24 protein-coding genes are annotated in these 26,537 nt (G+C 69.7%); 14 read left to right on the plus strand and 10 right to left on the minus strand.

Annotated elements, in window-relative coordinates; all coding sequences use genetic code 11:
- Positions 1–61: 61 nt before the first annotated feature.
- On the plus strand, positions 62–1,501 hold the full coding sequence (locus tag AC067Z_RS19400; RefSeq protein WP_478790762.1) for a WGR domain-containing protein: 1,440 nt from the start codon (positions 62–64) through the stop codon (positions 1,499–1,501).
- Positions 1,502–1,548: 47 nt separating this feature from the next.
- On the opposite strand, the gene trxA is transcribed toward AC067Z_RS19400, so the two are convergent.
- The 3 genes from trxA to AC067Z_RS19415 form a co-directional block, all read right to left on the minus strand.
- Positions 1,549–1,884 (minus strand): thioredoxin, encoded by a 336-nt coding sequence (trxA, locus tag AC067Z_RS19405; RefSeq protein ID WP_478790763.1) that lies wholly within the window; start codon positions 1,882–1,884, stop codon positions 1,549–1,551.
- 2 nt (positions 1,885–1,886) lie between these two features.
- Positions 1,887–2,279 (minus strand): MerR family transcriptional regulator, encoded by a 393-nt coding sequence (locus AC067Z_RS19410; protein ID WP_478790764.1) that lies wholly within the window; start codon positions 2,277–2,279, stop codon positions 1,887–1,889.
- Positions 2,280–2,386: 107 nt separating this feature from the next.
- Positions 2,387–2,908, minus strand: a complete 522-nt coding sequence (locus tag AC067Z_RS19415; RefSeq protein WP_478790765.1) for an Lrp/AsnC family transcriptional regulator — start codon at positions 2,906–2,908, stop codon at positions 2,387–2,389.
- An 84-nt stretch (positions 2,909–2,992) separates the two neighbouring features.
- Here AC067Z_RS19415 and AC067Z_RS19420 point away from each other — a divergent pair, with 84 nt between their 5' ends.
- The 4 genes from AC067Z_RS19420 (at position 2,993) to AC067Z_RS19435 (ending at position 7,412) form a co-directional block, all read left to right on the plus strand.
- Positions 2,993–3,901 (plus strand): NAD-dependent epimerase/dehydratase family protein, encoded by a 909-nt coding sequence (locus AC067Z_RS19420; RefSeq protein ID WP_478790766.1) that lies wholly within the window; start codon positions 2,993–2,995, stop codon positions 3,899–3,901.
- Between the two features lie 11 nt (positions 3,902–3,912).
- Entirely contained in the window at positions 3,913–4,788 is an 876-nt protein-coding gene (locus AC067Z_RS19425) for an aldo/keto reductase (RefSeq protein ID WP_478790860.1), read from the plus strand.
- Between the two features lie 259 nt (positions 4,789–5,047).
- Entirely contained in the window at positions 5,048–6,460 is a 1,413-nt protein-coding gene (locus AC067Z_RS19430; RefSeq protein ID WP_478790861.1) for a glycoside hydrolase family 16 protein, read from the plus strand.
- Positions 6,461–6,479: 19 nt separating this feature from the next.
- Positions 6,480–7,412, plus strand: a complete 933-nt coding sequence (locus AC067Z_RS19435) for a DUF1996 domain-containing protein (protein WP_478790767.1) — start codon at positions 6,480–6,482, stop codon at positions 7,410–7,412.
- A 75-nt stretch (positions 7,413–7,487) separates the two neighbouring features.
- Here AC067Z_RS19435 and AC067Z_RS19440 read toward each other — a convergent pair whose 3' ends face one another.
- Positions 7,488–8,849: a cation:dicarboxylate symporter family transporter gene (locus AC067Z_RS19440; protein WP_478790768.1), complete on the minus strand. Its 1,362-nt coding sequence runs from the start codon at positions 8,847–8,849 to the stop codon at positions 7,488–7,490.
- A 127-nt stretch (positions 8,850–8,976) separates the two neighbouring features.
- Between AC067Z_RS19440 and AC067Z_RS19445 the strand changes: the two genes are divergently transcribed.
- The 6 genes from AC067Z_RS19445 to AC067Z_RS19470 all read left to right on the plus strand — a co-directional run bounded on the left by AC067Z_RS19445 (position 8,977) and on the right by AC067Z_RS19470 (position 15,383).
- Entirely contained in the window at positions 8,977–10,689 is a 1,713-nt protein-coding gene (locus tag AC067Z_RS19445) for a sensor histidine kinase (protein ID WP_478790769.1), read from the plus strand.
- Positions 10,686–11,366, plus strand: coding sequence for a response regulator (locus AC067Z_RS19450; RefSeq protein ID WP_478790770.1), 681 nt, complete (start codon positions 10,686–10,688; stop codon positions 11,364–11,366). The genes AC067Z_RS19445 and AC067Z_RS19450 overlap by 4 nt, the downstream gene beginning before the upstream one ends.
- Before the next feature lie 154 nt (positions 11,367–11,520).
- The gene (locus tag AC067Z_RS19455; RefSeq protein ID WP_478790771.1) at positions 11,521–12,879 is read left to right on the plus strand and encodes an ABC transporter substrate-binding protein; all 1,359 of its coding nucleotides are present in this window, start codon (positions 11,521–11,523) and stop codon (positions 12,877–12,879) included.
- 7 nt (positions 12,880–12,886) lie between these two features.
- Positions 12,887–13,753 carry a carbohydrate ABC transporter permease gene (locus AC067Z_RS19460; RefSeq protein ID WP_478790772.1) on the plus strand — a complete coding sequence of 289 codons (867 nt, stop codon included), beginning with the start codon at positions 12,887–12,889 and terminating at the stop codon, positions 13,751–13,753.
- Positions 13,753–14,577, plus strand: coding sequence for a carbohydrate ABC transporter permease (locus tag AC067Z_RS19465; protein ID WP_478790773.1), 825 nt, complete (start codon positions 13,753–13,755; stop codon positions 14,575–14,577). The genes AC067Z_RS19460 and AC067Z_RS19465 overlap by 1 nt, the downstream gene beginning before the upstream one ends.
- A gap of 119 nt (positions 14,578–14,696) precedes the next feature.
- Positions 14,697–15,383: a helix-turn-helix transcriptional regulator gene (locus AC067Z_RS19470; RefSeq protein WP_478790774.1), complete on the plus strand. Its 687-nt coding sequence runs from the start codon at positions 14,697–14,699 to the stop codon at positions 15,381–15,383.
- Between the two features lie 142 nt (positions 15,384–15,525).
- On the opposite strand, the gene AC067Z_RS19475 is transcribed toward AC067Z_RS19470, so the two are convergent.
- Both AC067Z_RS19475 and AC067Z_RS19480 read right to left on the minus strand, forming a co-directional pair.
- Positions 15,526–15,678 (minus strand): hypothetical protein, encoded by a 153-nt coding sequence (locus tag AC067Z_RS19475; protein ID WP_478790775.1) that lies wholly within the window; start codon positions 15,676–15,678, stop codon positions 15,526–15,528.
- A 41-nt stretch (positions 15,679–15,719) separates the two neighbouring features.
- Positions 15,720–16,745, minus strand: a complete 1,026-nt coding sequence (locus AC067Z_RS19480; protein WP_478790776.1) for an ATP-dependent 6-phosphofructokinase — start codon at positions 16,743–16,745, stop codon at positions 15,720–15,722.
- Between the two features lie 259 nt (positions 16,746–17,004).
- Here AC067Z_RS19480 and pta point away from each other — a divergent pair, with 259 nt between their 5' ends.
- From pta to pyk, 3 genes are all read left to right on the plus strand, one after another.
- Positions 17,005–19,086, plus strand: coding sequence for a phosphate acetyltransferase (gene pta / locus AC067Z_RS19485; protein WP_478790777.1), 2,082 nt, complete (start codon positions 17,005–17,007; stop codon positions 19,084–19,086).
- Positions 19,083–20,288, plus strand: a complete 1,206-nt coding sequence (locus AC067Z_RS19490) for an acetate kinase (RefSeq protein WP_478790778.1) — start codon at positions 19,083–19,085, stop codon at positions 20,286–20,288. The genes pta and AC067Z_RS19490 overlap by 4 nt, the downstream gene beginning before the upstream one ends.
- 103 nt (positions 20,289–20,391) lie before the next feature.
- Positions 20,392–21,822 (plus strand): pyruvate kinase, encoded by a 1,431-nt coding sequence (gene pyk, locus AC067Z_RS19495; RefSeq protein ID WP_478790779.1) that lies wholly within the window; start codon positions 20,392–20,394, stop codon positions 21,820–21,822.
- A 318-nt stretch (positions 21,823–22,140) separates the two neighbouring features.
- Here the strand turns inward: pyk and AC067Z_RS19500 are convergent, their stop codons facing one another.
- The 4 genes from AC067Z_RS19500 to AC067Z_RS19515 all read right to left on the minus strand — a co-directional run bounded on the left by AC067Z_RS19500 (position 22,141) and on the right by AC067Z_RS19515 (position 26,377).
- A complete protein-coding gene (locus AC067Z_RS19500; RefSeq protein WP_478790780.1) occupies positions 22,141–23,472 on the minus strand; it encodes a hypothetical protein in 1,332 nt (443 codons plus the stop codon).
- Entirely contained in the window at positions 23,462–24,028 is a 567-nt protein-coding gene (locus tag AC067Z_RS19505) for a DUF6114 domain-containing protein (RefSeq protein WP_478790781.1), read from the minus strand. The genes AC067Z_RS19500 and AC067Z_RS19505 overlap by 11 nt, the downstream gene beginning before the upstream one ends.
- 93 nt (positions 24,029–24,121) lie before the next feature.
- The gene (locus AC067Z_RS19510; protein ID WP_478790782.1) at positions 24,122–24,754 is read right to left on the minus strand and encodes a DUF6230 family protein; all 633 of its coding nucleotides are present in this window, start codon (positions 24,752–24,754) and stop codon (positions 24,122–24,124) included.
- A 651-nt stretch (positions 24,755–25,405) separates the two neighbouring features.
- A complete protein-coding gene (locus tag AC067Z_RS19515) occupies positions 25,406–26,377 on the minus strand; it encodes a tetratricopeptide repeat protein (protein ID WP_478790783.1) in 972 nt (323 codons plus the stop codon).
- Positions 26,378–26,537 lie beyond the last annotated feature (160 nt).

Raw genomic sequence — 26,537 nt, forward strand, 5'->3', positions numbered from 1 at the left:
TCTCTGCAGTGGGAACGGGCGGGAAACGGCCGCCCGTTCGGTCCTGGGGAGGGGTCTGCCCGTGTCGCGGACGAAGACGTATCTGGAGCTGTCGCAGGACGACGGCGGCGCGCACAAGTTCTACGAGGTGACCGTGGAGGGGACGGTCGTCTCGGTGCGCTACGGACGCATCGGCGCGGGCGGGCAGTTGCAGACCTCGTCGTTCCCCACGGCCGACAAGGCGCAGGCCGCGGCGGCAAGGAAGATCGGCGAGAAGGTGCGCAAGGGGTATGCCCCGGCCGTCCAGGGGCAGCGCGCCGCCCGGCCGGTGACGCGTCGCCAGGTGACCTCGGCGCCGTCCACGGCCCGCTCCACCGCACCGGTCCTGTGGCGGTTCCGGACCGGCTCCGCCGCCTTCGGCATCCACATCGACGAGGACCGCTGCTGGGTGGGCAACCAGGCGGGCGACGTGTTCACCCTCAGTCACGGCGGAGAGGTCCTGGCGCGGTATTCCCTGCCCGACGGCGTCAAGTGCCTCGTGGCGGACGACTTCTGGATCTACGCGGGCTGCGACGACGGCAAGGTGTACGACCTCTCGTCCAAGCTGCCGTTCGCCGCGTACGACATCGCGGCGGACGTCGACATCTTCTGGCTCGACATCCGCGAGGGCGTGCTCAACGTGTCCGACGCGGACGGCGGCCTGACGGTCATCGACCACGAGGACGAGTACCAGTGGGCACGGAAGTCGGCCGGCGGCCAGGCATGGATGGTGCGGGCGGACGACCGTGCGGTCTACCACGGCCACCAGAAGGGCGTCACGGCGTACGCGCCGGGCGGCAGCGGGGAGTTGTGGCACACACCGACGACGGGCTCGGTGCTCTTCGGGTGGCAGGAGGACGAGTCGGTGTACGCAGGCACGGCGCGCAACGTCGTGCAGCGGCTCTCGAAGGCGACGGGCGCGGTCGAGGCGACGTACCGCTGCGACACCGCGGTGTACTCGTGCGCGACCTCACCGGACGGGCGCCATGTCTTCGCCGGTGACTCGTCGTCGTCGGTGTACTGCTTCGACACCGACGGCACCCGTCTGTGGAAGCTCCGCACGGGCGGGGGCTCGGCCCTGTCCATGCAGTACTGCGACGAGAAGCTGTACATGGTCACCACAGACGGCTCGCTGGTGTGCATGGACGCAAGCGAGTCCGCGGTGGCGGCCGCGCAGCAGGGCACGGTCCCCGTGGCGAGGGATGTGAAATCCGCTGCCGCCCTGCCGACCTACACGCCCGCGGCCTCGCTCATGGCGGTGGAGACGGTCTCGGCGCCACCGGCCGGCGGCATCGTGGTGGAGTGCGTCCAGATGGGCGGCAAGCTGCGGGTGCACGTCGTCTCCGACGGCTTCGACCCGTCGTGGAACGTGCAGTTCCCGCGCGGGATACGCGAGGTGGGCGCCCGATACGTCGTCGAGGCGCTGCACCCCGCGCAGTCCGGCTTCTACCGCGTGCGCGGAGAGATCCGCCGGCTGGTCTGAGACCGGCCGAAGCGGAGGCCCGGACAGGGGCCGGGCCCGGACAGGGCCTAGGCGAGCACGTCCTCCAGCTCCTGGAGCAGCTTGCGCTTGGGCCGGGCGCCCACCATGGACCGCACCGGCTCTCCCTGCTGGAACACCATCAGCGTGGGCATGGACAGCACCCCGTACCGGGACACCGTCTCCGGATTGGTGTCCGCGTCGATCTGCACGACCTTCAGCCGCTCGGCCTCTTCGGCGGCGACCGCGCTCAGGACCGGTGCGAGCTGACGGCACGGGCCGCACCAGTCCGCGGTGAACTCCACCAGGACCGGGCGGTCCGCGCCCAGCACCTGTGCGGTGAAGTCCGTGTCCGTCACCGTGGCAACACCTGCTGCCTTGATCATCGTCAGCCTCCGAATTCGCACGTGGGGTCCGGGCCGTCCGGCAGTTCGGCCTCGGCGCGCAGCAGTTGCGCGCCGACCTGCGCACGCACCGACTGCAACTGTTCGATGAGCGCGTCGAGCTCGCCGATCTTGGCCCGGTAGACGGCGAGCGACGCGGGGCAGGAGTCGCCCGCCGGATGGCCTGCGCGCAGGCATTCGACGAACGGCCGGGTCTCCTCGAGGTCGAAGCCGAAGTCCTGCAGTGTCCGGATCTGCTGGAGGAGCCGCAGGTCGTCCTCGTCGTAGGCGCGGTAGCCGTTCACCCCGCGCCGCGCGGGCAGGAGCCCGCGCGACTCGTAGTAGCGCAGCGTGCGCGTGGTGGTCCCCGCCCGCTCCGCGAGCTCGCCGATTCTCATGGTGCCGACCGTAATCCTTGACGCCGACGTCAAGGCAAGGGCACGGAGCGAGGACGGAAACGGGGAAGGGGCCGGGGACGGGAACGGGAACGGTTGAAGCCGAGCACTCAGTCCTGGTGCGGCAACAGCGGCTTCCGTTCCAGCGGGGAGGTGAGCACGATCGACGTCGTCGTACGGCCCAGCGCGGAGACCTGGTCGAGCACCGCTTCCAGGTGGACGGTGTCGGTCACCGCGACCTTGAGGATCCAGCAGTCCTCGCCGACGACATGGTGGGCCTCGACGATCTCGGGGCGCTGCAGCAGCTCCAGCGTTCTCGGGTGCTTGAAGTTGTATCCGGCGTGCGGGTCGACGCGGATGAAGGCCTGAATGCCGTAGCCGAGCCGGGCGGGTGAGACATGCGCCCCGTAGCCGGTGATCGCCCCGGCGGCCTCCAGCCTGCGGACCCGTTCGGTGACCGCCGCCGGGCTCAGCCGCACCCGGCGGCCGAGCTCGCTGAGCTTGATGCGGCCGTCCGACTGGAGGACCTCCAGGATGTGGCGGTCGACGGCGTCGAAGCCGGTCGCCGACGAATCGTTGGCGGCGGACCGCAGATGTCGTGGTTCTTTCGGCGCAACGACCGGATCTCCCATGTTTCCCCCTTCAGAACGTGGCCGCCAAACATAACACTGGTCAGGGCAAAGGGAATTGCCCTGCCGAGCGGAGAGTGGGAGAACATGCGGGACGTATGCGTCATCGGGGGGAACCGCTATTTCGGAAAGCGGCTGATATCGCGGCTGCTGCATTCCGGGGACCGCGTGACCGTCATCAATCGCGGTTCGTCCGCGCCGCCCGAAGGTGTGCGTCATCTCCTCGCCGACCGGGACGACGAGGAATCCCTCCGGACTGCCGTCGGCGACCTCGACTTCGACGTCGTCATCGACCAGGTCTGCTACACGCCGCGCCAGGCGGACATCGCACGCCGGGTCTTCGGTGGCCGGACGAAGCGGTATGTGATGACCTCCACCGTCGAGGTGTACGAGTACGAGGACTCGGCCACGCCGGTCCGCGAGGAGGCGATCGACCCGCTCACCGTGCAGGTGGACCTGGACGCCCCCTGGGACGACGCCGGCTATCGCGACTCCCACTACGGCGAGGGCAAGCGTCAGGCCGAGGCCGTCCTCTCGGGTGCCGGAGCCCTGCCGTTCGTGTCCGTCCGGGTCGCCCATGTGCTCGGCGGGGACGACGACTTCACCGGCCGGATCGGTCATTACGCGCAACGGATCGCCGACGGGCGGCCGATCCGCGTCCCGGCGCGCAACCGTCCGGCGGCCTACATCCACGTGGAGGAGATTGCCGATTTCCTTTTCTGGGCGGCGGGATCGGAATTCACTGGGCCGGTGAACGCGAACTCCCACGGCACGCTCACCACCGAAGAAATCTGCGCGGCCGTCGAGCGCGTGACCGGCGGGCAGACGGAATTCAGCGCGGTGGAGGTCGGCGAGGTCTCACCGTTCTCGTTCGCCCGCTCGTACGCCATGGACAACAGCCGCGCCGTGCGACTGGGCTTCGGCTTCGGCCGGGCGCCGGACTGGCTGGCGGACGCCGTCGCCGAGACCCTCGGCGCCGGCGGGGAGGGCCGGTGAGCGGCTACCGGATGCTCGGCGACATGCGGGTCGGGCCGATCGGTTTCGGCGCGATGCCGCTGTCGATCGAGGGGCACCCGGACGAGCGCCGGGCAGTCGCCACCGTCCACGCGGCGCTCGACGCGGGCGTGACACTGATCGACACCGCGGACTCCTACTACGTGCCCGGTGGGGAGCCGGGCCACGGCGAGTTGCTCGTCGCGCGCGCACTGGCCGCGTACGGCGGGGACCGGGATGCCGTGCTCGTCGCCACCAAGGGAGGCCGCGGGCGCAGCGCCGACGGCGGCTGGACCGTCGACGGCCGTCCCCGGCGGCTGAAGCAGGCCGCCCGCGCCTCGCTGGCGCGCTTGGGCGGCGACGCGATCGGGCTGTACCAACTGCACAAGCCCGACCCGGTCGTTCCGTACGCGGAGTCGGTCGGTGCGCTCGCGGAGCTGCTGGACGAGGGCACGATCCGGCATGCCGGGATCTCCAACGCGGACACCACACAGATCCTGCTGGCCCGGGAGATCCTGGGCGACCGGCTGGTGTCCGTGCAGAACCGCTACTCGCCCGAGGTCCGCGACAGCGCACCGGAGCTGCGACTGTGCGCCGAGCTGGGACTGGCGTTTCTGCCGTGGAGCCCGCTCGGCGGCATCTCGCGCAGCTCGCTGGACGGCCCGGTGCCGACCGGGGCGGCCACCACACCCACCGCCTGCGCCGCCTTCCACGATGTGGCGCGGGAGCGTGGCGTGAGCCCTCAACAGGTGGCGCTCGCATGGCTTCTCGCCGCGTCGCCCACGGTCGTGCCGATTCCCGGCGCGAGCCGCCCGCAGACCATCAGGGACTCGGCGAGAGCGGATGAACTGACGTTGAGCGCACCGGAGTTGGCGGCATTGGACGCCTGAGCCGGGACGTCCGAGCCAGGACGGGTGGGCCGGCGCGGGGAGCGTCTGGCTGCTGAGCAGCCGTTCAGCAGCCAACCGTCGGCCGGCGCCAGGAAGTGAACTGCCGGTAGCCATTGACGGGGCCGTCGTCTCCCTCTACAAACCTCATTGAGAGCGCTCTCAAAACCCCCGTCCCCGGTCTCGGCACCGTCCTCCCCCGGAGGTTTCCTTGAGCACGAGCCGCATCCGACGCACCCCACTCCTCGCTGTCGCCCTGGCCATGGCCGTCGCCCTGGCCGGTCTGGTCGCCGTCACCGGCGCCGGGACCGCACGGGGCGACGTGCCGCCCACCCCCGGCTGGAACCTCCAGTGGAGCGACGACTTCACCGGCGCCGACCGCACCCTGCCCTCCTCCGCCAACTGGCAGATCGACACCGGGCACGGCTATCCCGGCGGCCCCGGCAACTGGGGTACCGGCGAGATCCAGAACTACACCGCCAGCCCCGACAACATCAGCCACGACGGCAACGGCAACCTGCGCATCACCCCGCTCCGCGACGGCGCGGGCTGGACCTCGGCCCGGATCGAGACCCGCCGCGCCGACTTCAAGGCTCCGGCGGGCGGCACCCTGCGCATCGAGGGCCGTATCCGGATGCCCGACGTCACCGGTCAGGCCGCACTCGGCTACTGGCCCGCCTTCTGGGCGCTCGGCGCCCCCTACCGCGGCAACTACTGGAACTGGCCGTCCATCGGCGAGTTCGACGTGATGGAGAACGTCAATGGCATCAACTCCGTGTGGGGCGTCCTGCACTGCGGAGTGAATCCCGGCGGTCCGTGCAACGAGACCAGCGGCATCGGCGCCAGCCGCGCCTGCCCCGGCGCCTCCTGCCAGTCGGCCTTCCACACGTACCGCTTCGAGTGGGACCGCTCCGTCGCACCCAACCAGCTGCGCTGGTACGTGGACGGCCAGCTCTTCCACAGCGTCGGCCAGGACCGCTTCGACGCGGCCACCTGGGCCAACATGACCGACCACGCCGGGTACTTCATCCTGCTCAACGTCGCGATGGGCGGCGCCTTCCCCGACGCCCTCGCCGGGTTCGCCACCCCGACGGGCGCGACCGTCCCGGGCCGGTCGATGCTCGTCGACTACGTGGCGGTGTGGACGCGCGGAGGAGGCGGCGGTACGACTCCCCCGCCCGACCCGAGCGACCCTCCGCCGTCCGGTTCCTCCCAGCTGTATCTGCGCCCCGGCAGCGGCGCGGGAGACGCGGCGGCATCGGCCGCGACGGCGACACTCGCCTCGGCGGGCGGCGCGAACCACGACGGCACCCCGCACAGTCCGCAGGTCTTCACCTCGGGGCCGATCACCCGTACCTACAACGGCGGCGCCACACAGTTCGACCTGCTCGTCGATGCCGGCACGACGGTGGCCAACGGCCAGCAGATCAGGGTGAGTTACGACCGCACCGGGGACGGCACCTGGGAACGCACCGAGACGTACCAGTACTTCGCCACCGATCCCGTGCCCGGATACGAGCACTACACCCAGGCCAGAGGCCTCGCATCGGCCACCGGGGCGCACGGCAACCTGACCAACGGCAAGGTGCGCATCGAGGTCTGGAACGCCATAGGCAACGGCACCAGCACGGTCGGCATCGGCAACCAGTCCGTCGTCCGCATCCCGTTCGGCTGACCGGAAGGCGACCGACCTCATGATCCGCAAACTGCTCGCGGGCGCCGCGGCGGTGCTCCTTCTGATCACGGCCGGGCGGCTCGGCACCCAGGAAGACACAAGCAGCCACTCGGCCCATCGGGCGCACGCGTACACGTACACCGACACACAGGCGGCGGCGATCGTCGCGCAGGCTGCGGCGCCGGTGCGGGGCAGTGAGTTCCGCGCCGACTGCCTCTCCAGCCATCGCAAGGGCGACGACCCGATCGTCTTCCCGGGACAGGCGGGCCGCTCGCACATCCACGAGTTCTACGGGAACCGCACGGCCAACGCCTCCTCCACCCTCCAGTCGCTGGCCGCCGGGACCACCAACTGCACCCCCCAGGTGGACCTTTCCTCCTACTGGACGCCCACCCTGTACAAGAACGGAGTCCCCGTGGCCCCCGAGCGGGTCACCGTCTACTACCAGGGCATCACCGACCACACGCGTGCCGTCGCCCATCCGCGCGGTCTGCGGTACGTGGTGGGCAATGCCCTCGCCACCTCGCCCGACCAGAACCCGGCAGCGCGCTGGTCCTGCGTCGGCAGACCGGAATCGAGCCGCGACTTCCTCACCTGCCCGCCCGGCACGAAGCTGGAGAACTATCTGGACTTCCCGACCTGCTGGGACGGACAGAACCTGGACAGCGTCAACCACCGGGACCACATGGCCTACGCGGTCGGCCAGAACTGCCCGTCGTCCCACCCGGTCGTCGTACCGCGACTGGAACTGCTGATCACCTGGCCGGTGAACGGCGGCGGGCTGACGCTCGCGGGCACCAGGAACGGCACCAACGTCACCGATCAGCCCGGCTACACGTTCCACGGCGACTTCTTCAACGCGTGGGACGAGAACGAACTGAAGCGCCGGGTCACCGACTGCATCGTGGCGGGCTACATCTGCGGGACGGACGGACGGCCGATCCAGCAGTGAGGACCGGCCGTGACGCGGAAGTGTGCCGGACCCTGGGGGGTGGGTCCGGCACACGCCCGGTGGGGATGCGGAGGGTCAGACCTTCAGGGGCCGGGACTCCTCCTCGCGGGGCCCCGGCACCTCCGTGGCGTGGTGCGGGGCGTGATCGTCGACCAGGGTCTTCTCGTCGAACGGCACCCTGCCCGCCAGCACCTGTGCGGCACGGTCCTTGTCGATCTCCTTCGTCCAGGTGCCCACAAGGACGGTCGCGACCGCGTTGCCCGCGAAGTTCGTCAGGGCACGCGCCTCGCTCATGAAGCGGTCGATACCGACGATGAGACCGACGCCGTCGACGAGGTCGGGGCGGTGCGACTGCAGGCCGCCGGCCAGCGTCGCCAGACCTGCGCCGGTCACACCCGCAGCACCCTTCGACGCGATGATCATGAAGACGAGCAGTGAGATCTGCTCACCGGCGCTCAGCGGCGCACCGGTCGCGTTGGCGATGAACAGCGACGCCATCGTCAGATAGATCGCGGTGCCGTCGAGGTTGAAGGAGTAGCCGGTCGGAACGGTGATGCCGACGACGGGCTTGCTCACACCCAGGTGCTCCATCTTCGCGATCAGACGCGGCAGCGCCGACTCGGACGACGAGGTGGAGAGGATCAGCAGGAATTCACGGCCGAGGTAGCGCAGCAGCGAGAAAAGGTTCACGCCGGCGAAGATCCGCAGCAGGGCGCCGAGGACGACGAAGACGAACAGGGCGCAGGTGACATAGAAGCCGATCATGATGACCGCGAGCGACTTCAGAGCGTCCAGACCGGTCTCGCCGACCACCGCCGCGATCGCGCCGAAGGCACCGATGGGCGCGGCCCACATGATCATCGCGAGGATGCGGAAGACCAGGCGCTGGATGTGCCCGATGCCGCGCAGCACCGGCTCGCCGGCCGCGCCCATGGCCTGCAGCGCGAAGCCCGCGAGCAGCGCGACCAGCAGGGTCTGCAGCACCTCGCCCTCGGTGAACGCGGAGACCAGGGTGGTCGGGATGATGCCGAGGAGGAAGTCCGCGGTGCTCTCGCTCGCGCCGGACGCCTGCTCCGCGCCGGCCTCGCGCGCCGCCTCCGTCAGGTGCAGCCCGGCGCCCGGCTCCAGCAGGTTGCCGACGAGCAGACCGATGGCGAGGGCCACGGTCGACATCACCAGGAAGTAGCCGAGGGCGAGTCCGCCGACCGCGCCCACCTTGGCGGCCTTGCGGACGGAGCCGATGCCGAGCACGATCGTGCAGAAGATCACCGGCGAGATCATCATCTTGATGAGATTGACGAATCCGGTGCCGATCGGCTTCAGCTCGACGGCGACCCCGGGGGCGGCGAACCCCACGATGATGCCGAGCACCACGGCCCCGATGACTGCGATGTACAGATAGTGGGTACGGTCCCGCCTGCCGGTTGCAGTGGCCACGGGTGCCTCCTCGTCGAATTGCGCGTCCATGTCCCGATGGATCCCCGCGACTATCCATCACGCCTGTGACCCCGGTCACCCTTGCGTTCGTTTCGTTCACACAATTCCGGCCAGGCAGACTTACCGCATGCGCATTCCCCGTCCCCGCAGCCTCGCGGGGCAGCTCTTCGCGATGCAGGTCGTGCTGGTCGCCGCGATCGTGGCGGGCTGCGCGCTCTTCGCGTATCTGACCGACCGCTCCCAGGCCGAGGAGTCCGCACGGCTGCAGACCACCGCGGCTGCGGCGGCAGCGGCGCGCTCCCCGGCCGTGGCCGAGGCCGTGCGGTCCGAGCACCCGTCGGCCGTTCTCCAGCCGTACGCGGAGGCCCTGCGCAAGGACGCGGGCATGGACTTCGTCGTGATCATGAACCCGGCGGGGCAGCGCTGGACGCACCCGGAGGCGGGCCAGATAGGCCGGACGTATCTCGGCCATATCGAGCCCGCCCTGCGCGGCGAGATCTACAGCGAGCAGTACCGCGGAACACTCGGCCAGTCCGTGCGGACGGTGGCACCGGTGCGCGACGGCGGCGAGGTCGTCGCGATCGTCAGCGCGGGCATCACGATCGACGAGATCAGCGAGCAGGTCGCCAAGCAGGTCACGGCGCTGCTGGGCATGGCGGGCGCGGCACTCGCACTCGGCGGCGTCGGCACGTATGTGATCAACGCCAGGCTGCGGCGGCACACCCATGGCATGAACGCCGCGGAGCTGGGCCGCATGCACGACTACCACGAGGCCGCGCTGCACGCGGTGCGCGAGGGACTGCTGATGCTCGACGGCGCCCGGCGGATTGCGCTGGTCAACGACGGCGCGCGGGAGCTGCTCGGGCTCGGTGAGGAGGCCGTGGGCCGGCCGGTCGCCGACCTGGGCCTGCCCGCCCCCCTCACGGGCGCGCTGCTGGCGTCCGAGCCGCGGGTCGACGAACTCCATCTGACCGCGGACCGGGTCGTCGTGGTGAACACACAACCGGTCGTCGGCGGCGAGCAGCGCGGCACGGTGGTGACCCTGCGCGACCACACCGAGCTCCAGGCCCTCTCGGGCGAGCTGGACTCGGAACGGGACTTCACACAGGCGCTGCGTTCCCAGGCCCACGAGGCTGCGAACCGCCTGCACACGGTGGTGTCGCTGATCGAACTGGGCCGCACGGACGAGGCGGTCGACTTCGCCACGGCGGAGCTGGAACTGGCGCAGGCGCTGACCGACCGCGTGGTGGGGGCGGTCGGGGAACCGGTGCTGGCGGCGCTGCTGCTCGGCAAGGCGGCTCAGGCGAACGAGCGGGGCGTGGAGCTGGTCCTCGCGGAGGACAGCCGTATCGACGACGGAGTCCTGCCCGAGTCGCTCACGTCACGGGACCTGGTGACGATCCTGGGCAACCTGATCGACAACGCGGTGGACGCGGCGGGTGGCATCGCGGCGCCGTCGACGGAGTCGGCCCTGGCGGGCCGGGCCGGCCTCGGTCCGGACCACGCCCCGGCAGGCGTGCAGGCCGCGCCGGCCGACGTCCGTGTCGCGCCGCCCCCGCCCGGAGGCATCCGCGCGCGGGTCACCGTGACCGCGCGGGCGGAGCAGGGCGAGCTGCTGCTGCGGGTCGCCGACACGGGACCCGGTGTCGATCCCGAGCGTGCGCAGGACGTCTTCCGCCGGGGCTGGTCCACCCACGGCCCCGGGCGCGGCATCGGGCTGGCACTGGTCCAGCAGGCGGTGCACCGCGGCCGCGGCACCATTGCTGTCGACCAAGGCCCGGACGGCGGCGCCGAGTTCACGGTGCTGCTGCCGCTGGACACTGCGGAGGCGCGCCCATGACCATCAGAGTCCTCGTCGTCGAGGACGACCCCGTCGCCGCCGACGCGCACGCGATGTACGTCGGCCGCGTGGCCGGGTTCGCCGTTGTCGGGGTTGCGCATTCCCGCGCGGAGGCCGTGCGGGCGCTGGAGCGGGCCGATGTCGATCTGCTGCTGCTCGACCTGTACCTCCCCGACGGGCACGGGCTGAACCTCGTCCGCTCGCTCCGCGCGGCAGGCCATTCCGCCGATGTCATCGCCGTCACCTCCGCCCGGGATCTCGCCATCGTCCGGGAGGGCGTCTCGCTCGGGGTCGTGCAGTACGTGCTCAAGCCCTTCACCTTCGCCACGCTGCGCGACCGGCTCAGCCGTTACGCCGAGTTCCGGGCGTCAGCGGGCGAGGCCAGCGGTCAGGACGAGGTCGACCGGGCGCTGGCCACTCTGCGGGCGCCGCGCACGGCGACCACGCTGCCGAAGGGGCTGAGCGCGCCCACCCTGGAGGCGGTCACCCGCACACTGCGCGAGTCCGCCGAGGGCCTCACCGCTGCCGAGGCCGCCGCGGCCGTGGGTATTTCGCGGATCACCGCACGTCGCTATCTGGAGCACCTGGTCACCGGCGGGCGGGCGGCCCGCAGCCCTCAGTACGGCCAGATCGGCCGGCCGGAGCTCCAGTACCGCTGGATCACCGCCAAGCGCTGAGTCGCCGCGAACCACCGGTCCTCCGGGCCGCGGGCCAATCGCTGTGCTCTGCACGGGGATTGATTTTGTCAACTGACCGGTCATACGGTCACGGGCAGCCCCCGAGCCCCGCATTCGCCTGCCCGGCTCCCCCGGCTCAGAGGAGGTCGTGCCCGTGCGCCCCACCGCCCCACTGGTCCTCGCCACCGCCGTCACCGCCCTCGCGGCGACCCTCACCGCCTGCGGCGGCGGATCGAGCAGCGACCCGGACATCGTCGAAGTCGTCTACAACCGGTCCACCGACAACAAGATCCGGTTCAAGGACGCCTATCTGGAGGCGGCCAAGAAGCAGTTCGAGAAGGACCACCCCGGCAAGAAGGTCAAACTGATCCCGATCCAGGCCCCTGACAACGACTACGCCACCAAGGCGCAGCAGATGATGCGCTCCTCCAAGACCGCGCCCGATCTGGTCTACGAGGACACGTTCCGCATCAACTCCGACATCAAGGCCGGGTACTTGAAGCCACTGGACGACTATCTGCCCAAGTGGGACCAGTGGGACCAGTTCGTCGACACCGCGAAGGCCGCGGCGAAGGCGGAGGACGGCCGGACGTACGGCATTCCGGACGGCACCGACACCCGCGGGCTGTGGTTCAACAAGGAGATCTTCGCCGAGGCCGGCCTGCCGGCCGACTGGCAGCCGAAGAACTGGGCGGAGATCCTGGACGCCGCCCGCACGGTCAAGGAGAAGGTCCCCGACGCCATCCCGATCAACGTCTACACCGGCAAGGGACCGGGCGAGGCCGCGGTCATGCAGGGCTTCGAGATGCTGCTGTACGGCACGGGCGAGAACCCCCTCTACGACGCGTCGCAGAAGAAGTGGGTCACCGGCGGGAAGGGCTTCACCGACGCGCTCGACTTCGTGGGCACGGTCTACAAGGAGAAGCTGGGCCCGGACGTCTCCGACGCCCTCGACCCGAACATCGGCACCCGCGTCGCCACCGAGTTCTTCCCCGAGGGCAAGCTCGCGATCTCGCTCGACGGCTCCTGGATGGGCCAGAACTGGATCAACAAGGGCCCCAAGGAATGGCCCGAGTGGAGCGAGAAGCTCGCGCAGGCCCCGATGCCGACGCAGAACGGCCAGGCGCCCGGCAAGGTGTCGATGTCCGGCGGCTGGGCCTGGTCGATCCCGTCGAAGGCCGGAAACCCCGACCTGGCCTTCGAGTTCGTCAAGACGCTGCAGTCGAAGGAGAGCGCGACCGAGTGGTGCGTCGTCGGCGCACAGATCGCGGTGCGCAAGGACGTGGCTGCCGATCCCCGTTATCTGCAGTCCATGCCGGGCATCGACTTCTTCACCGGCCTGGTGCAGTACACCCACTACCGCCCCGCCCTGCCCGTCTACCCGCAGGTGTCGACGGCCATCGGCGAGGCGATGGAGAAGGTGACCACCGGCGACGCGTCCCCGGCGGAGGCGGCGAAGGCGTACGACGACCAGCTGAGGACCATCGCCGACGGCGCAGTCGTCTCCCGGTGAGCACCGGGTGAGCGCCTCACGAACGGGATGGTGGCGGTGGGTACCGCTCGCCCCCGCCACCATCCTGCTGCTCCTGTTCCTGGCCGGACCGATCGGCTACTGCGTCTGGATCGCCTTCACCGACACCCAGTTGACGGGCCAGTCGGGCGCCGAGTTCGTGGGCCTGGACAACTTCCGCCGCGCGTTCGCCGACGACGACTTCCGCAACGCGGTCTGGCTCACGCTCGTCTTCACCTTCGTCTCCGCGGTGGCCGGCCAGAACACCCTCGGCCTGGCGCTCGCGGGTCTGATGCGGGCCGCTTCCCGTCCCGTCCGTACGCTCACCGGTTCGCTCGTGATCACGGCGTGGGTGCTGCCGGAGATCGTGGCGGCCTTCCTCCTCTACACCTTCTTCCGCCGGGAGGGCACGCTGAACGCCATCCTGGACTGGCTGCATCTGCCGTCGCAGAACTGGCTGTTCACCCTGCCGATCCTGGCCGTGTCGTTCGCCAACGTCTGGCGCGGGACGGCGTTCTCGATGCTCATCTACTCCGCGGCGCTCGCCGAGATCCCCCGGGACATCACGGAGGCGGCGGAGGTCGACGGGGCTTCCGGACCGCGCCGGGTCTGGCACATCACGCTGCCGATGATCCGCCGCTCCATCGGCACGAACCTGATGCTGAACACGCTCTCCACGCTGTCGGTCTTCGGTCTGATCTGGGCGATGACCCGCGGCGGACCTGGCAACAGGAGCCAGACGCTGCCGGTGTTCATGTACGACCAGGCGTTCCTGAAATCGCTGATCGGCTACGGCACGGCGGTTGCGCTGCTGCTCCTGCTGGTCGGCTCGCTGTTCTCGGTCGTGTATCTGCGTCTCATGAAGGTGGAGGTGTGATGCGCCGCGCCACCCGCGCCCGCCTCGCGGCGAACGGCGCGCTGCTGCTGACGGCCGCCGCCTTCGCCGTCCCCCTGCTGTGGCTGGTGCTCGCGTCGGTGGACGCGGATGCCGATCTGCGCGTACGGGTGCCCTCGTCGGTCACGTCCGAGAACTTCGGCGCGGTGCTGACCGACGAGATCACGTTCACGCCGATGCTGAACAGTCTGCTGCTGTGCGGCGGGGCGACGGTGGTGTCGGTGGTGGGCGCGGTGCTCGCCGCGTATCCGCTGTCGCGGCACAGGTCCCGGTTCAACCGCCCCTATCTGCTGACGATCCTGTTCACGACCTGTCTGCCGATCACGGCCATCATGGTCCCGGTGTACGGACTGTTCGTGCAGGTCGATCTGATCGACACGATGTATGGCACGGCATTGTTCCTCGCCACCTCCCAACTCCCGTTCGCCATCTGGCTGATGAAGAACTTCATGGACGGCGTGCCGCTGGTTCTGGAGGAGGCGGCCTGGACGGACGGGGCGTCGAGTCTTCAGACGCTGACCAGGGTGGTGCTGCCGCTGATGGGTCCCGGGCTGACGGTGGTGACGATCTACACGTTCATCATGCTGTGGGGAAACTTCTTCGTCCCCTTCATGCTGATCCTGTCCCCCGAGCAACTGCCCGCGTCCGTGTCCATCTTCACCTTCTTCGGCAATTACGGTTCCGTCATCTACGGTCAGCTGGCGGCGTTCTCCCTGCTGTACTCCGCACCGGTCCTGGTGCTGTACGTGCTGATCGCCCGCAGGCTCGGCGGCGGCTTCGCGCTGGGCGGAGCGGTCAAGGGGTGAGCGCCGGGCCGGCGTACCCCGCGGTAGCCGCAACACCCATTGATCAGCTCGGAGAATCCTACGAGTTGTAGCTTGGGGTGAACGCACCGTAGTCGCCGTGGCCGCCCTGCCCGTACGTTGTGTGCGTGCAGCACACCCCGTCCCCACCCTTCAACGCCCCCGCCGCGCGCCGACTGCGCCAGGCGCTGGGGATGGCGCCCGGCCATGTGGCGTACGGCCTGCGGGCCCAGTACGGCCTCCAGGTCACACCGGACACGGTCGTGGCGTGGGAGCGCGGGCTCGCCGTGCCCGACTCCCGTGAGCTGACCGCGCTCGCGGGTGTGCTGTGGTGCTCCCCGGGCGAACTGTTCGCCGCTGCGACGACCCTGCGCGAGCATCGGATCGCCCGCGGCTGGGCGAGTGACGATCTCGCCCGCCGGGTCGGCCTGGAAGCGGGGGCGTACCGGCGCATGGAGGACTCGGGCCGCTGGCGCGGCAACGAACGCCAGACGACGGCGCTCGCCGAGGCGCTGCAGCTCGGCCCCCGTGAACTGATCGCGGCGACCGGCCGCGACGAGGAGCTCGCCGAACTGCTGCGCAACGCGGTGACCTCACGCTGGCAGGCGTACGTCCGCCCGGTCGGCAAGATGCTCCCACTGGGCCGCGACCATCTGGAGGACGTGCTCGAGCAGCTGCACGCGGACTACCAGTCCCGGATGGTGGCGACTCTGAGCTGGGGCGCCACGTCACAGGACACGGGCATCGCGGGCCGCGAATTCCTGGAGCGCATCGTGGACCACTTCTGGGAAGTGGCGCACGGCATCTAGGCCTGTTCGGGACGGTCGAGTCCAAGGATGCGACACGGCGGAGAGCGCGAGAGGACTGTCGGCGGACCGAGCGGTCCGCACGAGGTCATCCCACCCTCCGACGGCTCGGAGCACGCGTGGGAACGGGCGGTGGGCGAGCCAGTCAGGTGAGCCGTTGAGCCGACCGGCCGACTCGCGGATCGACCGGCTCGTCCACGACCTGGGCGCCGGTCCGGCGAGCCGTCCGGTCGAGGAACACCTTCCCGTTCGTCGGCCGCACATCGGCGAGGGCGAACGCGGCGGGCAGGGCGTGCATGCATGCAGACGCAGCCCCGAGTGGTCTGTGGCGGCGGCGGCTCAGAAGACCGACTCGGCCTCGAACATCCGCTCCGCCGGTACGGTCTTCAGCTGCGTCACGGCCTCCGCAAGCGGCACCATCACCACGTCCGTGCCACGCAGTGCCGTCATCATGCCGAACTCGCCGCGGTGCACGGCCTCCACCGCGTGCCAGCCGAAGCGGGTGGCGAGCACCCTGTCGTACGCGGTCGGCGTGCCACCGCGCTGCACATGGCCGAGGATGACCGGCTTGGCCTCCTTGCCGAGACGGTGCTCCAGTTCGGCGGCCAGCCGGTTGCCGATGCCCTGGAAGCGCTCGTGGCCGAACTGGTCGATCTCGCCCTTGGCGTACTCCATCGAGCCCTCCGCCGGATGCGCGCCCTCCGCCACGCAGACGACGGCGAACTTCTTGCCGCGTGCGAAGCGCTCCTCGACCATCTTCACCAGGTCGTCGACCTGGAAGGGGCGTTCCGGCAGACAGATGCCGTGCGCGCCGCCGGCCATTCCGGACTCGAGGGCGATCCAGCCGGCATGCCGTCCCATGACCTCGACGACCATCACGCGCTGATGGGATTCCGCGGTGGTCTTGAGGCGGTCGATGGCCTCGGTGGCGACCATGACGGCGGTGTCGAAGCCGAAGGTGCGGTCAGTGGAGGAGATGTCGTTGTCGATGGTCTTCGGGACGCCGATGACGGGCATCCCGGCCTCGGCCAGCATCCGGGACGCGGTGAGCGTGCCCTCGCCGCCGATGGGGATGAGGGCGTCGATGCCGTACTGCTTCGCCAACTCCGCCGCGTTCTCGGCGGCTTCGCGCAGCCGGTCGCGCTCGAGACGGGTGGAGCCGAGAATGGTGCCGCCACGGGCGAGGATGCCGCCCACCGCATTGAGGTCGAGGGGCCGGAAGTGACCGTCGAGCAGCCCCCTGAACCCGTCCTCGAAGCCGATGACTTCGTCACCGTGTCCGGTCAGGGCGCGATGGACGACCGAACGGATCACTGCGTTCAGGCCCGGGCAGTCTCCGCCTGCGGTGAGAACTCCGATGCGCATCGTGACGTGTCTCCTGCTCGTCGTCGTACCCTCCGGCCCGGGTCCAATTGTCCCACGGGCCCCGAAGGCCCCGCGCTCCCAGCCGACCGGGCGGGACCCGGGCGCCCACCCCCGCCCGACGGGCGCCTTAGCCACCCGCAAGGGTATTGTCAAGAGGGCTATGCCGCCCCGGGCGGCTTTTTTGCACGCACAGATTTCGGTCGGAGCGCCGGAACCGCCGGCCGACGACGACGGACGACGCATGGACGGGAGAGCACGCGTGACGCGCAGCGTGTACGTGACCGGGATCGACCGCGGGGACGGACGGCAGGTGGTCGAGCTGGGGGTCATGGAGACTCTGACCCGCCAGGTGGACCGCGTCGGCGTGTTCCGTCCCCTGGTCCACGACGGCCCCGACCGCCTGTTCGAGCTGCTGCGGGCGCGCTACCGGCTCTCCCAGGACCCGTCGTCGGTGTACGGCATCGACTACCACGAGGCCGCCGCGCTGCAGGCCGAGAAGGGTACCGACGAGCTGGTCTCCCACCTGGTCGAGCGCTTCCTCCAGGTGGCCAGGGAGTACGAGGTGGTCCTCGTGCTCGGCACCGACTACTCGGACACCCAGCTTCCCGACGAGCTCGCGCTCAATGCCCGCCTGGCGAACGAGTTCGGCGCCTCGCTGATCGCGGTCGTCGGCGGCAAGGGCCAGACCCCGGAGGCCGTGCGCGCCGAGACGCGCAACGCCTACCGCGCCTACGAGGGCCTGGGCTGCAACGTCCTCGCGATGGTCGCCAACCGGGTCGCGCCCGACGAGCGCGCGGCGATAGCCGAGCGGCTGGCGGCCCGCCTGCCGGTTCCCTGCTACGTCCTGCCCGACGACCCCGCGCTCGCCGCTCCCACGGTCGCCCAGATCACGCATGCCCTGGGCGGCACGGTCCTCCTCGGCGACGACTCCGGTCTCGCGCGCGACGCCCTGGACTTCGTCTTCGGCGGCGCGATGCTGCCGAACTTCCTGCCCGCCCTGACCCCCGGCTGCATGGTGGTCACCCCCGGCGACCGCGCCGACCTGGTCGTGGGCGCGCTCGCCGCGCACTCGGCGGGCACCCCGCCCATCGCGGGCCTCCTGCTGACACTGAACGAGCGCCCGAGCGAGGAGATCCTCACCCTCGCGAACCGCCTGGCACCCGGCACCCCGGTCGTCTCGGTCGAAGGCACCAGCTTCCCGACGGCGAGCGAACTGTTCGCGATGGAGGGCAAGTTGAACGCCTCCACGCCGCGCAAGGCGGAGACCGCCCTCGGGCTCTTCGAGCGTTACGCCGACACCTCCGACCTGCTGGAGCGGCTCGCGGTGGCCCGCAGCGGCCGCGTGACGCCGATGATGTTCGAGCACGACCTGCTGGAGCAGGCCCGCGCCGACCGCCGTCGCGTCGTGCTGCCGGAGGGCGCGGAGGAGCGCGTCCTGCGCGCCGCGGATGTGCTGATCCGCCGCGATGTGTGCGATCTGACGCTGCTCGGCGACACCGAACTGATCCGCAAGAAGGCCGCCGACCTCGGCATCGATCTGTCGTCCGCCCAGCTGATCGACCCGGCCGTCTCCGATCTGCGCCAGTCCTTCGCCGAGCGGTACGCGCAGCTGCGCGCCCACCGCGGTGTGACGGAGGAGCTGGCCCATGACGTCGTGGCGGACGTCAACTACTTCGGCACGCTGATGGTCCAGGAGGGCCTGGCCGACGGCATGGTGTCGGGCTCCGTGCACTCCACGGCCGCGACGATCCGCCCGGCGTTCGAGATCATCAAGACCACGCCGGAAGCGTCGATCGTGTCGTCCGTGTTCTTCATGTGCCTGGCCGACAGGGTTCTCGTGTACGGCGACTGCGCGGTCAACCCGGACCCGGACGCCGAACAGCTGGCGGACATCGCCATCCAGTCGGCGGCGACTGCCGCCCGCTTCGGTGTGGAGCCGCGGATCGCGATGCTGTCGTACTCGACGGGCACTTCGGGTTCCGGCGCGGACGTGGACAAGGTGCGCGAGGCGACCAAACTGGTGCGCGAGGCCCGGCCGGATCTGCGGATCGAGGGCCCGATCCAGTACGACGCGGCGGTCGAGCCGTCGGTGGCGGCGACGAAGCTGCCCGACTCGGAGGTGGCCGGCCGGGCGACGGTCCTGATCTTCCCGGACCTGAACACCGGCAACAACACGTACAAGGCCGTGCAGCGTTCGGCGGGCGCCGTGGCCGTCGGCCCGGTGCTCCAGGGTCTGCGCAAGCCGGTCAACGACCTCTCCCGCGGCGCGCTCGTCAGCGACATCGTCAACACGGTCGCGATCACCGCGATCCAGGCCCAGGGTCAGGAGCTCCCCGCATGACCGGCACCCGCGTACTCGTCCTCAACTCCGGTTCGTCGTCGGTGAAGTACCAGCTCCTGGACATGCGGGACTCCTCGCGGCTGGCGGTCGGCCTGGTGGAGCGGATCGGCGAGCAGACGTCCCGGCTCGTGCATGCCCCACAGGAGGGCGGTGGCACCGAGAAGCGGGAGCGCAACGGGCCGATCGCCGATCACGACTCGGCGCTGAAAGCGGTCGCCGAGGAACTGGCCCACGACGGACTCGGGCTGGACTCGCCCGAGCTCGTGGCCATCGGCCACCGGGTGGTGCACGGCGGCCTGCGCTTCACCGCACCGACCGTGATCACGGACGAGGTCCTGGCGGAGATCGAGCGGCTGGTCCCGGTCGCCCCGCTGCACAACCCGGCGAACATCACCGGCATCCGCACCGCTCGGGCGCTGCGTCCCGACCTCCCGCAGGTCGCGGTCTTCGACACGGCGTTCCACACGACGATGCCGGAGCCGGCGGCCCGTTACGCCATCGACGTGGAGACCGCGGACGCGCACCGTATCCGCCGTTACGGCTTCCACGGCACGTCCCACGCCTATGTCTCGCGGGCGACGGCGGCCCTCCTGGGCAGGGACCCGTCCGAGGTGAACGTCATCGTGCTGCATCTCGGCAACGGTGCGTCCGCCTCCGCGGTGGCCGGCGGACGCTGCGTGGACACCTCGATGGGCTTGACTCCCTTGGAGGGGCTCGTGATGGGTACGCGCTCCGGGGACATCGATCCGGCGGTGACGTTCCATCTGAAGCGGGTGGCGGGAATGTCCACCGATGAGATCGACACGCTGCTCAACAAGAAAAGCGGCCTGGTGGGGCTTTGTGGTGACAACGACATGCGGGAGATCCGCCGTCGTATCGACGAGGGCGACGCGCGGGCCAAGCTGGCGTTCGACATCTACGTCCACCGGCTGAAGAAGTACATCGGGGCGTATTACGCGGTGCTCGGCCGGGTGGACGCGGTCGTTTTCACCGCAGGTGTGGGTGAGAATGCCGCACCGGTGCGAGAGGCTGCGATCGCGGGTCTGGAGGAGCTGGGCCTGGCATTGGACGCCGACCTCAACGCCGTACGGTCCGGTGAGGCACGGCTGATCTCGCCGGAGTACGCGCGGGTCGCGGTGGCCGTGGTCCCGACGGACGAGGAGCTGGAAATCGCCCGACAGACCTTCGATCTTGTGAACTGAATCGGTGGAGTGAATCGGTGAACGCCTGAGCGGACCGGCGCCCATTTGTACATTCCACCAGACGGAATATTCCGCAGAGAAACAAACCGATAGGATCCGCCTCATGCGCCGTTCCAAAATCGTCTGCACACTGGGCCCCGCCGTCGACTCCTACGAGCAGCTGAAAGCGCTCATCGAGGCCGGCATGAACGTGGCCCGCTTCAACTTCAGCCATGGGACCCACGCCGACCACGAGGAGCGGTACCACCGCGTCCGCAAGGCGTCCGAGGACACCGGCCGCGCGGTCGGAGTGCTCGCCGACCTCCAGGGCCCCAAGATCCGACTGGAAACATTCGCCGAGGGGCCGGTCGAACTGGTCCGCGGCGACGAGTTCACCATCACCACCGACGACGTCCCCGGCGACAAGTCGATCTGCGGGACGACGTACAAGGGTCTGCCCGGTGACGTCTCCAAGGGCGACCAGATCCTGATCAACGACGGCAACGTCGAACTGCGCGTCACGGAGGTCGAAGGCCCCCGGGTCAAGACCATCGTCATCGAGGGCGGCGTGATCTCCGACCACAAGGGCATCAACCTGCCCGGCGCGGCGGTCAACGTCCCGGCCCTGTCCGAGAAGGACGTCGAGGACCTCCGCTTCGCACTGCGGATGGGCTGCGACATGGTCGCCCTCTCGTTCGTGCGCAACGCGGACGACGTCAAGGACGTCCACAAGGTGATGGACCAGGAGGGCCGCCGGGTCCCCGTCATCGCCAAGGTGGAGAAGCCCCAGGCCGTCGAGAACATGGCGGATGTCGTCGCCGCGTTCGACGCGGTGATGGTGGCGCGCGGCGACCTGGCCGTCGAGTACCCGCTCGAGAAGGTCCCGATGGTGCAGAAGCGCCTCATCGAGATGTGCCGCCGCAACGCCAAGCCGGTGATCGTGGCGACCCAGATGATGGAGTCGATGATCACCAACTCCCGCCCCACGCGCGCCGAGGCGTCCGACGTCGCCAACGCGATCCTGGACGGCGCGGACGCGGTCATGCTCTCCGCGGAGTCCTCGGTCGGCGCGTACCCGATCGAGACGGTCAAGACGATGTCGAAGATCGTCACGGCGGCTGAGGAAGAGCTGCTCGCCAAGGGCCTCCAGCCCTTGGTCCCCGGCAAGAAGCCGCGCACGCAGGGCGGTTCGGTCGCCCGCGCGGCCTGCGAGATCGCGGACTTCCTCGGCGGCAAGGCGCTCGTCGCCTTCACGAAGTCGGGCGACACGGCCCGCCGCCTCTCCCGCTACCGCGCGGCCCAGCCGATCCTGGCGTTCACGACGGACGCCGCGACGCGCAACCAGCTCACGCTGAGCTGGGGTGTGGAGTCCTTCCTGGCGCCGTTCGTCGAGACGACGGACGCGATGGTGGACCTGGTGGACGCGGAGCTGCTCAAGCTCCAGCGCTACAACGAGGGCGACACGATGATCGTGACGGCGGGCTCGCCCCCGGGCGTCCCGGGCACGACGAACATGGTCCGGGTGCACCACCTGGGCGGGGAAGCGAAGGCCTGACACGTCTGCGCGTGCGTAGGAGGCGGCTTCCCGCCTGCGTAGGAGGCGGCTTCCGGTGAACACCGGGGGCCGCCTTTTGCGCGCCCACGAGGCAGGGCGTCGCAACGCTCCGATGCCACAGGAGACGGACCGACGCCGGAGGCTCGCCGTCCCGCAGACGGATGCCGCCGGTGGCCGGTTCGCCCCGGGGCTGCGTGTGGGGCCGGGGCCGCCACCCTTTCGAACCGGAAACCCTTGCGGACCGGGCATGCACCACTGTGGGCCGCACCCCGAGGGGGTGCGGCCCACAGTGTTCTGCGGCTCCCGGTGGATCTGGGATCAGTTCCCGCTGTTTCCGCCCGTGAAGTAGTTGTGCAGGCCCGGCACGGACAGCGTCCCGCCGAACTGGCCGGCCTGCGTGACCGTCACATCGGTGAAGAACGCGAACGGAACGTTCAGCGGCGGAGGGCTGTCCGGGGCGAACTTGACCGGGATGATGCCGAAGAGCTTGCCCTCCAGCACCTCCGTGTACATCGTCACTTCGCCGTTGCGGATCTTCGAGGTCGAACCCTTGCTCGCCTCGACGTGCGCCGTCGTGCCGTTCGGGCCGACGACCAGCTGGTGCAGGTCCTTGATGTCCACGCCCGTCGCGGTGAACTTCAGGACCTTCTTGACCTTGCCGCCCTGCGTCTGCACCTCGACGATGCCCTTGTAGTCGAGGCCCGTCAGGGTGAGCATCGTGCTCTTGAGCGTCCACGGGTCGTCCGGCAGCAGCGGACGGCCCTGCTCCAGGTCCGCCGCGGCGAGTGCCTCGGGGTCCGCGGTCGGGCACGGGAAGCGCGGCTTGGCCTCGTCCGGGATGTTCTCGTCCTTCTTGGGGTCGAGTCCCTTGACGTCCTCGTCCAGCTCCTCGACCGAGGCACCCACCTTGTCGGCGGCGTCCTTGATCGCTTCCTTGGACTTGTCGACCGTGCCGTCCGCCGTGTCGCCCACCGCGTCGGCGGGCTTCTCGGCAGGCTTCTGCGTCGGCTCCTCGGCAGGCTCCTCGGCAGGCTTGCTCGGCTCCTCGGCAGGCTCGCTCGGCTCGTCGGAGGGCTCACTGCTCTCCGGCGGCGTCGTCTCACCCTTGAGCGCGTCACCGATGCCGTCGAAGAAGTCCTCGACCTTCTCCCCCACGCCCAGTGGGTCGAGCGGGTTCTTGGTCTCGCCCGGCGCCGGTGTGGTCCCGGGTGCCTTGTCCGCGTCGGCGGCCTTGTCGCCCTCGCCCGCGGACGGGCTCTCGGACGGCTTGGGCTCCTGCGCCTCCTCACCCGTGCCGGACGTCGCGCTCGGCGTCGGTTCCGGCTTCTCGGTGTCGGAGGGAGACGGGGTCTCGGACGGCTTCGCCGACTCGGTGGGGGACGGCGATTCGGACTCCGCAGGCTCGTCCGAGCGGGTCACGCACGGACCGGGAGCGAAGGGGATGTCCTTGTCGTCGGCAAGGGCCAGCTTCGGGGTGAGGCCCATACCCACGAACACGGCGGTGGGCATCGCGGCCAGCGCCATGGCCTTGCTCGCGGGCAGGTGGAGCTTGGTCAGCAGCGACTTCCTGGGAGCCGCGTGGCGCGGCCCTTTTCTCTCGCGGAACTCACCGCCCTCAGCCGCGCTGAGCTGTGTGTCGTCACCCCGCACTGTTCCTCCCGCCGTCGGCGTGGGCAGTCGTTTCGGTCACGTTCGGGTGGTACTGCTCGTCGGCACGCGGCCCCGGGACCATCAGCGCGGCCGTGTCCGTGTCACCGGTCGGCTCGGGAGCCTGCGCAGGTTCAGCGGGTCCCGCGGCCTGCTTGGCCGGCGCCCACGAGATGGACAGGGCACCACCCAGCAGCGCGAACAGGAAGCCGATGAGGAAACCGCCGATGTTGGCCACGGGGATCGAGATCAGCGCGAGCACGAGCGCCGCGATACCCGCGAACACCCGGACCGCGGACTGGAACCACATCGTCAGGCCGAGCGTGACCAGCAGGACGCCGATGATGAGCGAGCCGGCGCCGGCCGTGGTGGCCATCGCAAGAGTGATGTTGCCGAGCCGGAGGTCGGCGTACGGCAGATACGCGATCGGTACACCGCCGATCATGGTGAACAGACCGGCCCAGAACGGCCGCTGCCCACGCCAGATGCGAAAGGCCCGCCGAAAGACGCGGAGGAAGTGCTCGTCCCGCCCGTGTGCTGCTGAAGTCTCGGCGCTCATGGAAAAAGCTCCCTGATACTGGCGTTGCTGTGTGAACGGAGACGGGCGGGCGAAGCCGGAGTCTCACCCGCCCGTCCCGGAGGGCGTCAGCCCTTAAAAGCACTCCTTGACGCCCTTGTGCAGCTTCAGCGACAGGCCGCTGAGCTTGAAGGTGCCGGCGGTGGTCGCCCACGCCTTCTGCTCCACACCCGTCAGCTTGGCCGTCTCGGCACGCTGCGAGAAGCCGTTCGGGTTGGCCTTGGTGCCGGGCTGGATGCCCGGGTCCTTCAGCTGACCCGCCGCGACGCCGATGTCGATGTTGCCGAACTCGGCGTCGGCCTTCAGCTCCGAGACATCCAGGTAGATGTTCGAGGCCTCGACCGGCTTCTTGGGGTCCTGGCCGGCACGCAGCTCAAGGCTGACGTTGCCGATGAACGGGACGTTCGGCGTGACGACCGACTGGCACATGTTGGTGATGCTGGCCGTCTTGAAGCCGGACACCGCCACCGGGGCGGCAAAGTCCTTGCCGTCCAGCGTCTTGCCTGTCGCCACGCTGCCGTACTGAACGAAGTTGGTGCCGTTCAGACTGTCGGCGCTGACCTTGAACTCCTGGCCGGAAATGCTGAAGGACGCGGCGAGCGCACCCTGGGCCAGGCCGATGCCTATCGCAGCCGTCGCGGCCACACTCGGCACCATGACAAGGGCGAACCGCTTCCATCTGGTTCCACCGCGAGTCACAGACTCCATGACATTCCTCCTTCTCGGACGTACATCTCCGGTCCGGACCCGCGGGCCCGTCCTGGGATGGGAGAAGTGCTACGTCCTCGGGAAGGAGAGCGCCTGCACTTTCAGGCGCTTGCTGCGTCCGAAAAACACCGGCGATCACCCCCGAGCGACAACCACTGGCCGCACTCTCGCGCAACCGGTCGGACAGGCCCTGCCGTTCGAGCAGGAACCCCCCTGTCCGCGGTCGGCGCCACTGCCGCCGACCGGCCCGGTGGGGACCCAACGGACCGCGGCACGGCTGGGGGCCGGGCTGGTGCGGAATTGGACCGAGCGTCGCCGATCGTGGTCCATTCCCGGCCCGGATACAAGGGGGTTCGTTACTCGCTAGTAACGGCCTGATAACCACGCCACGACGGCCTGATGTCGGGCAGGCACTCAGGGTGCCACCGAGTGAGGAGCCAGAGGGGTGGATAGGCGTCAAAAAACGGACAGAACAAGCGGTTTGAAGTACTAGGAGTAACAGCCGCCAGGATTACCAAGTTTTGGCAAAGCGTTGCCGCGTTTTGTCACTGTGTCGCCAAAACGGCGATGGCGCGAGCACGCGCCACCGCCGCAAATCCGACAGATCGGCGCCCTCGGGGCGTCGTTGTCAGAACGGATGTCAATGCGACATCAGAACAGCACCCTCGCGAGCGCCTGCCGTGCCGCCGTCACCCGCGGGTCGTCCGGGCCGACCACCTCGAAGAGTTCGAGGAGTCGCACACGGGCCGCGTCGCGATCGGTTCCGGCCGTGCGGCGAACCGTCTCGACAAGCCGGCCGAAGGCATCCTCGACATGGCCGCCGACGAGGTCCAGATCGGCCGCGGCGATCTGCGCCTGCACATCGGCCGGATTGCTCGCGGCGTCCTGGCGCACCTGCTGCGGGTCCATGTCCTTGACCCGGCCCAGCAGTTCGGCCTGCGCGAGACCCAGCTTGGCCTCGGTGTTGCCCGGGTCGTCGGCCAGCACGTTCTTGTACGCCTGCACCGCGCCGCCGAAGTCGCCCGCGTCCAGTGCGTCCATGGCCGCCCCCAGCACGGCGTCGTAGGGACCGGCGGGAACGGGAGCCTCCGCCGCCTCCTCGTCCGAAGCATCCGCGTCGACCGCGATGCCCGTGAGCCCGAAGCGCTCCTCGGCCACCTGGATCAGCTGGTCCAGCGTCTGACGGATCTGCGCCTCGGGGGCCGCACCCTGGAAGAGGGGCAGCGCCTGGCCGGCCACCACCGCGAAGACGGCAGGGATGCCCTGGATGCCGAACTGCTGCATCAGCATCTGATTGGCGTCCACGTCGATCTTGGCGAGGACGAACCGCCCGTTGTACTCCTTGGCGAGACGGTCGAGCAGAGGGCTGAGCTGCTTGCACGGCTCGCACCACTCGGCCCAGAAGTCGATGACGACCGGGACCTCGGTGGAGCGCTGCAGTACGTCGCGCTCGAAGCGCGCCTCGTCGGTGTCGATCACCAGACTTGCGGGCGCAACGGCGCCGCCGCCGCCCTGCCGGGCGGACTCGGCGCGCGCCTGCTCCGCCTTGGCCTTGGCCTCGCCGGCCGCCTTCACCGCGGCGAGGTCGACGACGCCGCTCATGGACATGTTCCTAGGCTGCATGGGTACATCCTCCCCCTTCCGCGCGCGCAAGTGAAAAGCCGGCCGTACGATCCGTTCGGTCGGCGCCGGGTCCCCACCTCGGCGCCTGTGGTTGTCGCTCTCGCCCGGGGGGTCCGACCGGGCTTTCGCTACAGGTCGTAGCGTATCTGTATCGGCGTTC

This window comes from Streptomyces sp. NPDC043812 (genome assembly GCF_056436245.1).

Coding starts and splice junctions, on each gene's coding strand:
- trxA (WP_478790763.1), bottom strand. CDS start 1,884: ATGATCAAGGCAGCAGGTGTTGCCACGGTGACGGACACGGACTTCACC.
- AC067Z_RS19410 (WP_478790764.1), bottom strand. CDS start 2,279: ATGAGAATCGGCGAGCTCGCGGAGCGGGCGGGGACCACCACGCGCACG.
- AC067Z_RS19415 (WP_478790765.1), bottom strand. CDS start 2,908: ATGGGAGATCCGGTCGTTGCGCCGAAAGAACCACGACATCTGCGGTCC.
- AC067Z_RS19420 (WP_478790766.1), top strand. CDS start 2,993: ATGCGGGACGTATGCGTCATCGGGGGGAACCGCTATTTCGGAAAGCGG.
- AC067Z_RS19425 (WP_478790860.1), top strand. CDS start 3,913: ATGCTCGGCGACATGCGGGTCGGGCCGATCGGTTTCGGCGCGATGCCG.
- AC067Z_RS19430 (WP_478790861.1), top strand. CDS start 5,048: ATGGCCGTCGCCCTGGCCGGTCTGGTCGCCGTCACCGGCGCCGGGACC.
- AC067Z_RS19435 (WP_478790767.1), top strand. CDS start 6,480: ATGATCCGCAAACTGCTCGCGGGCGCCGCGGCGGTGCTCCTTCTGATC.
- AC067Z_RS19445 (WP_478790769.1), top strand. CDS start 8,977: ATGCGCATTCCCCGTCCCCGCAGCCTCGCGGGGCAGCTCTTCGCGATG.
- AC067Z_RS19450 (WP_478790770.1), top strand. CDS start 10,686: ATGACCATCAGAGTCCTCGTCGTCGAGGACGACCCCGTCGCCGCCGAC.
- AC067Z_RS19465 (WP_478790773.1), top strand. CDS start 13,753: ATGCGCCGCGCCACCCGCGCCCGCCTCGCGGCGAACGGCGCGCTGCTG.
- AC067Z_RS19475 (WP_478790775.1), bottom strand. CDS start 15,678: ATGCACGCCCTGCCCGCCGCGTTCGCCCTCGCCGATGTGCGGCCGACG.
- AC067Z_RS19480 (WP_478790776.1), bottom strand. CDS start 16,745: ATGCGCATCGGAGTTCTCACCGCAGGCGGAGACTGCCCGGGCCTGAAC.
- AC067Z_RS19490 (WP_478790778.1), top strand. CDS start 19,083: ATGACCGGCACCCGCGTACTCGTCCTCAACTCCGGTTCGTCGTCGGTG.
- pyk (WP_478790779.1), top strand. CDS start 20,392: ATGCGCCGTTCCAAAATCGTCTGCACACTGGGCCCCGCCGTCGACTCC.
- AC067Z_RS19505 (WP_478790781.1), bottom strand. CDS start 24,028: ATGAGCGCCGAGACTTCAGCAGCACACGGGCGGGACGAGCACTTCCTC.
- AC067Z_RS19510 (WP_478790782.1), bottom strand. CDS start 24,754: ATGGAGTCTGTGACTCGCGGTGGAACCAGATGGAAGCGGTTCGCCCTT.
- AC067Z_RS19515 (WP_478790783.1), bottom strand. CDS start 26,377: ATGCAGCCTAGGAACATGTCCATGAGCGGCGTCGTCGACCTCGCCGCG.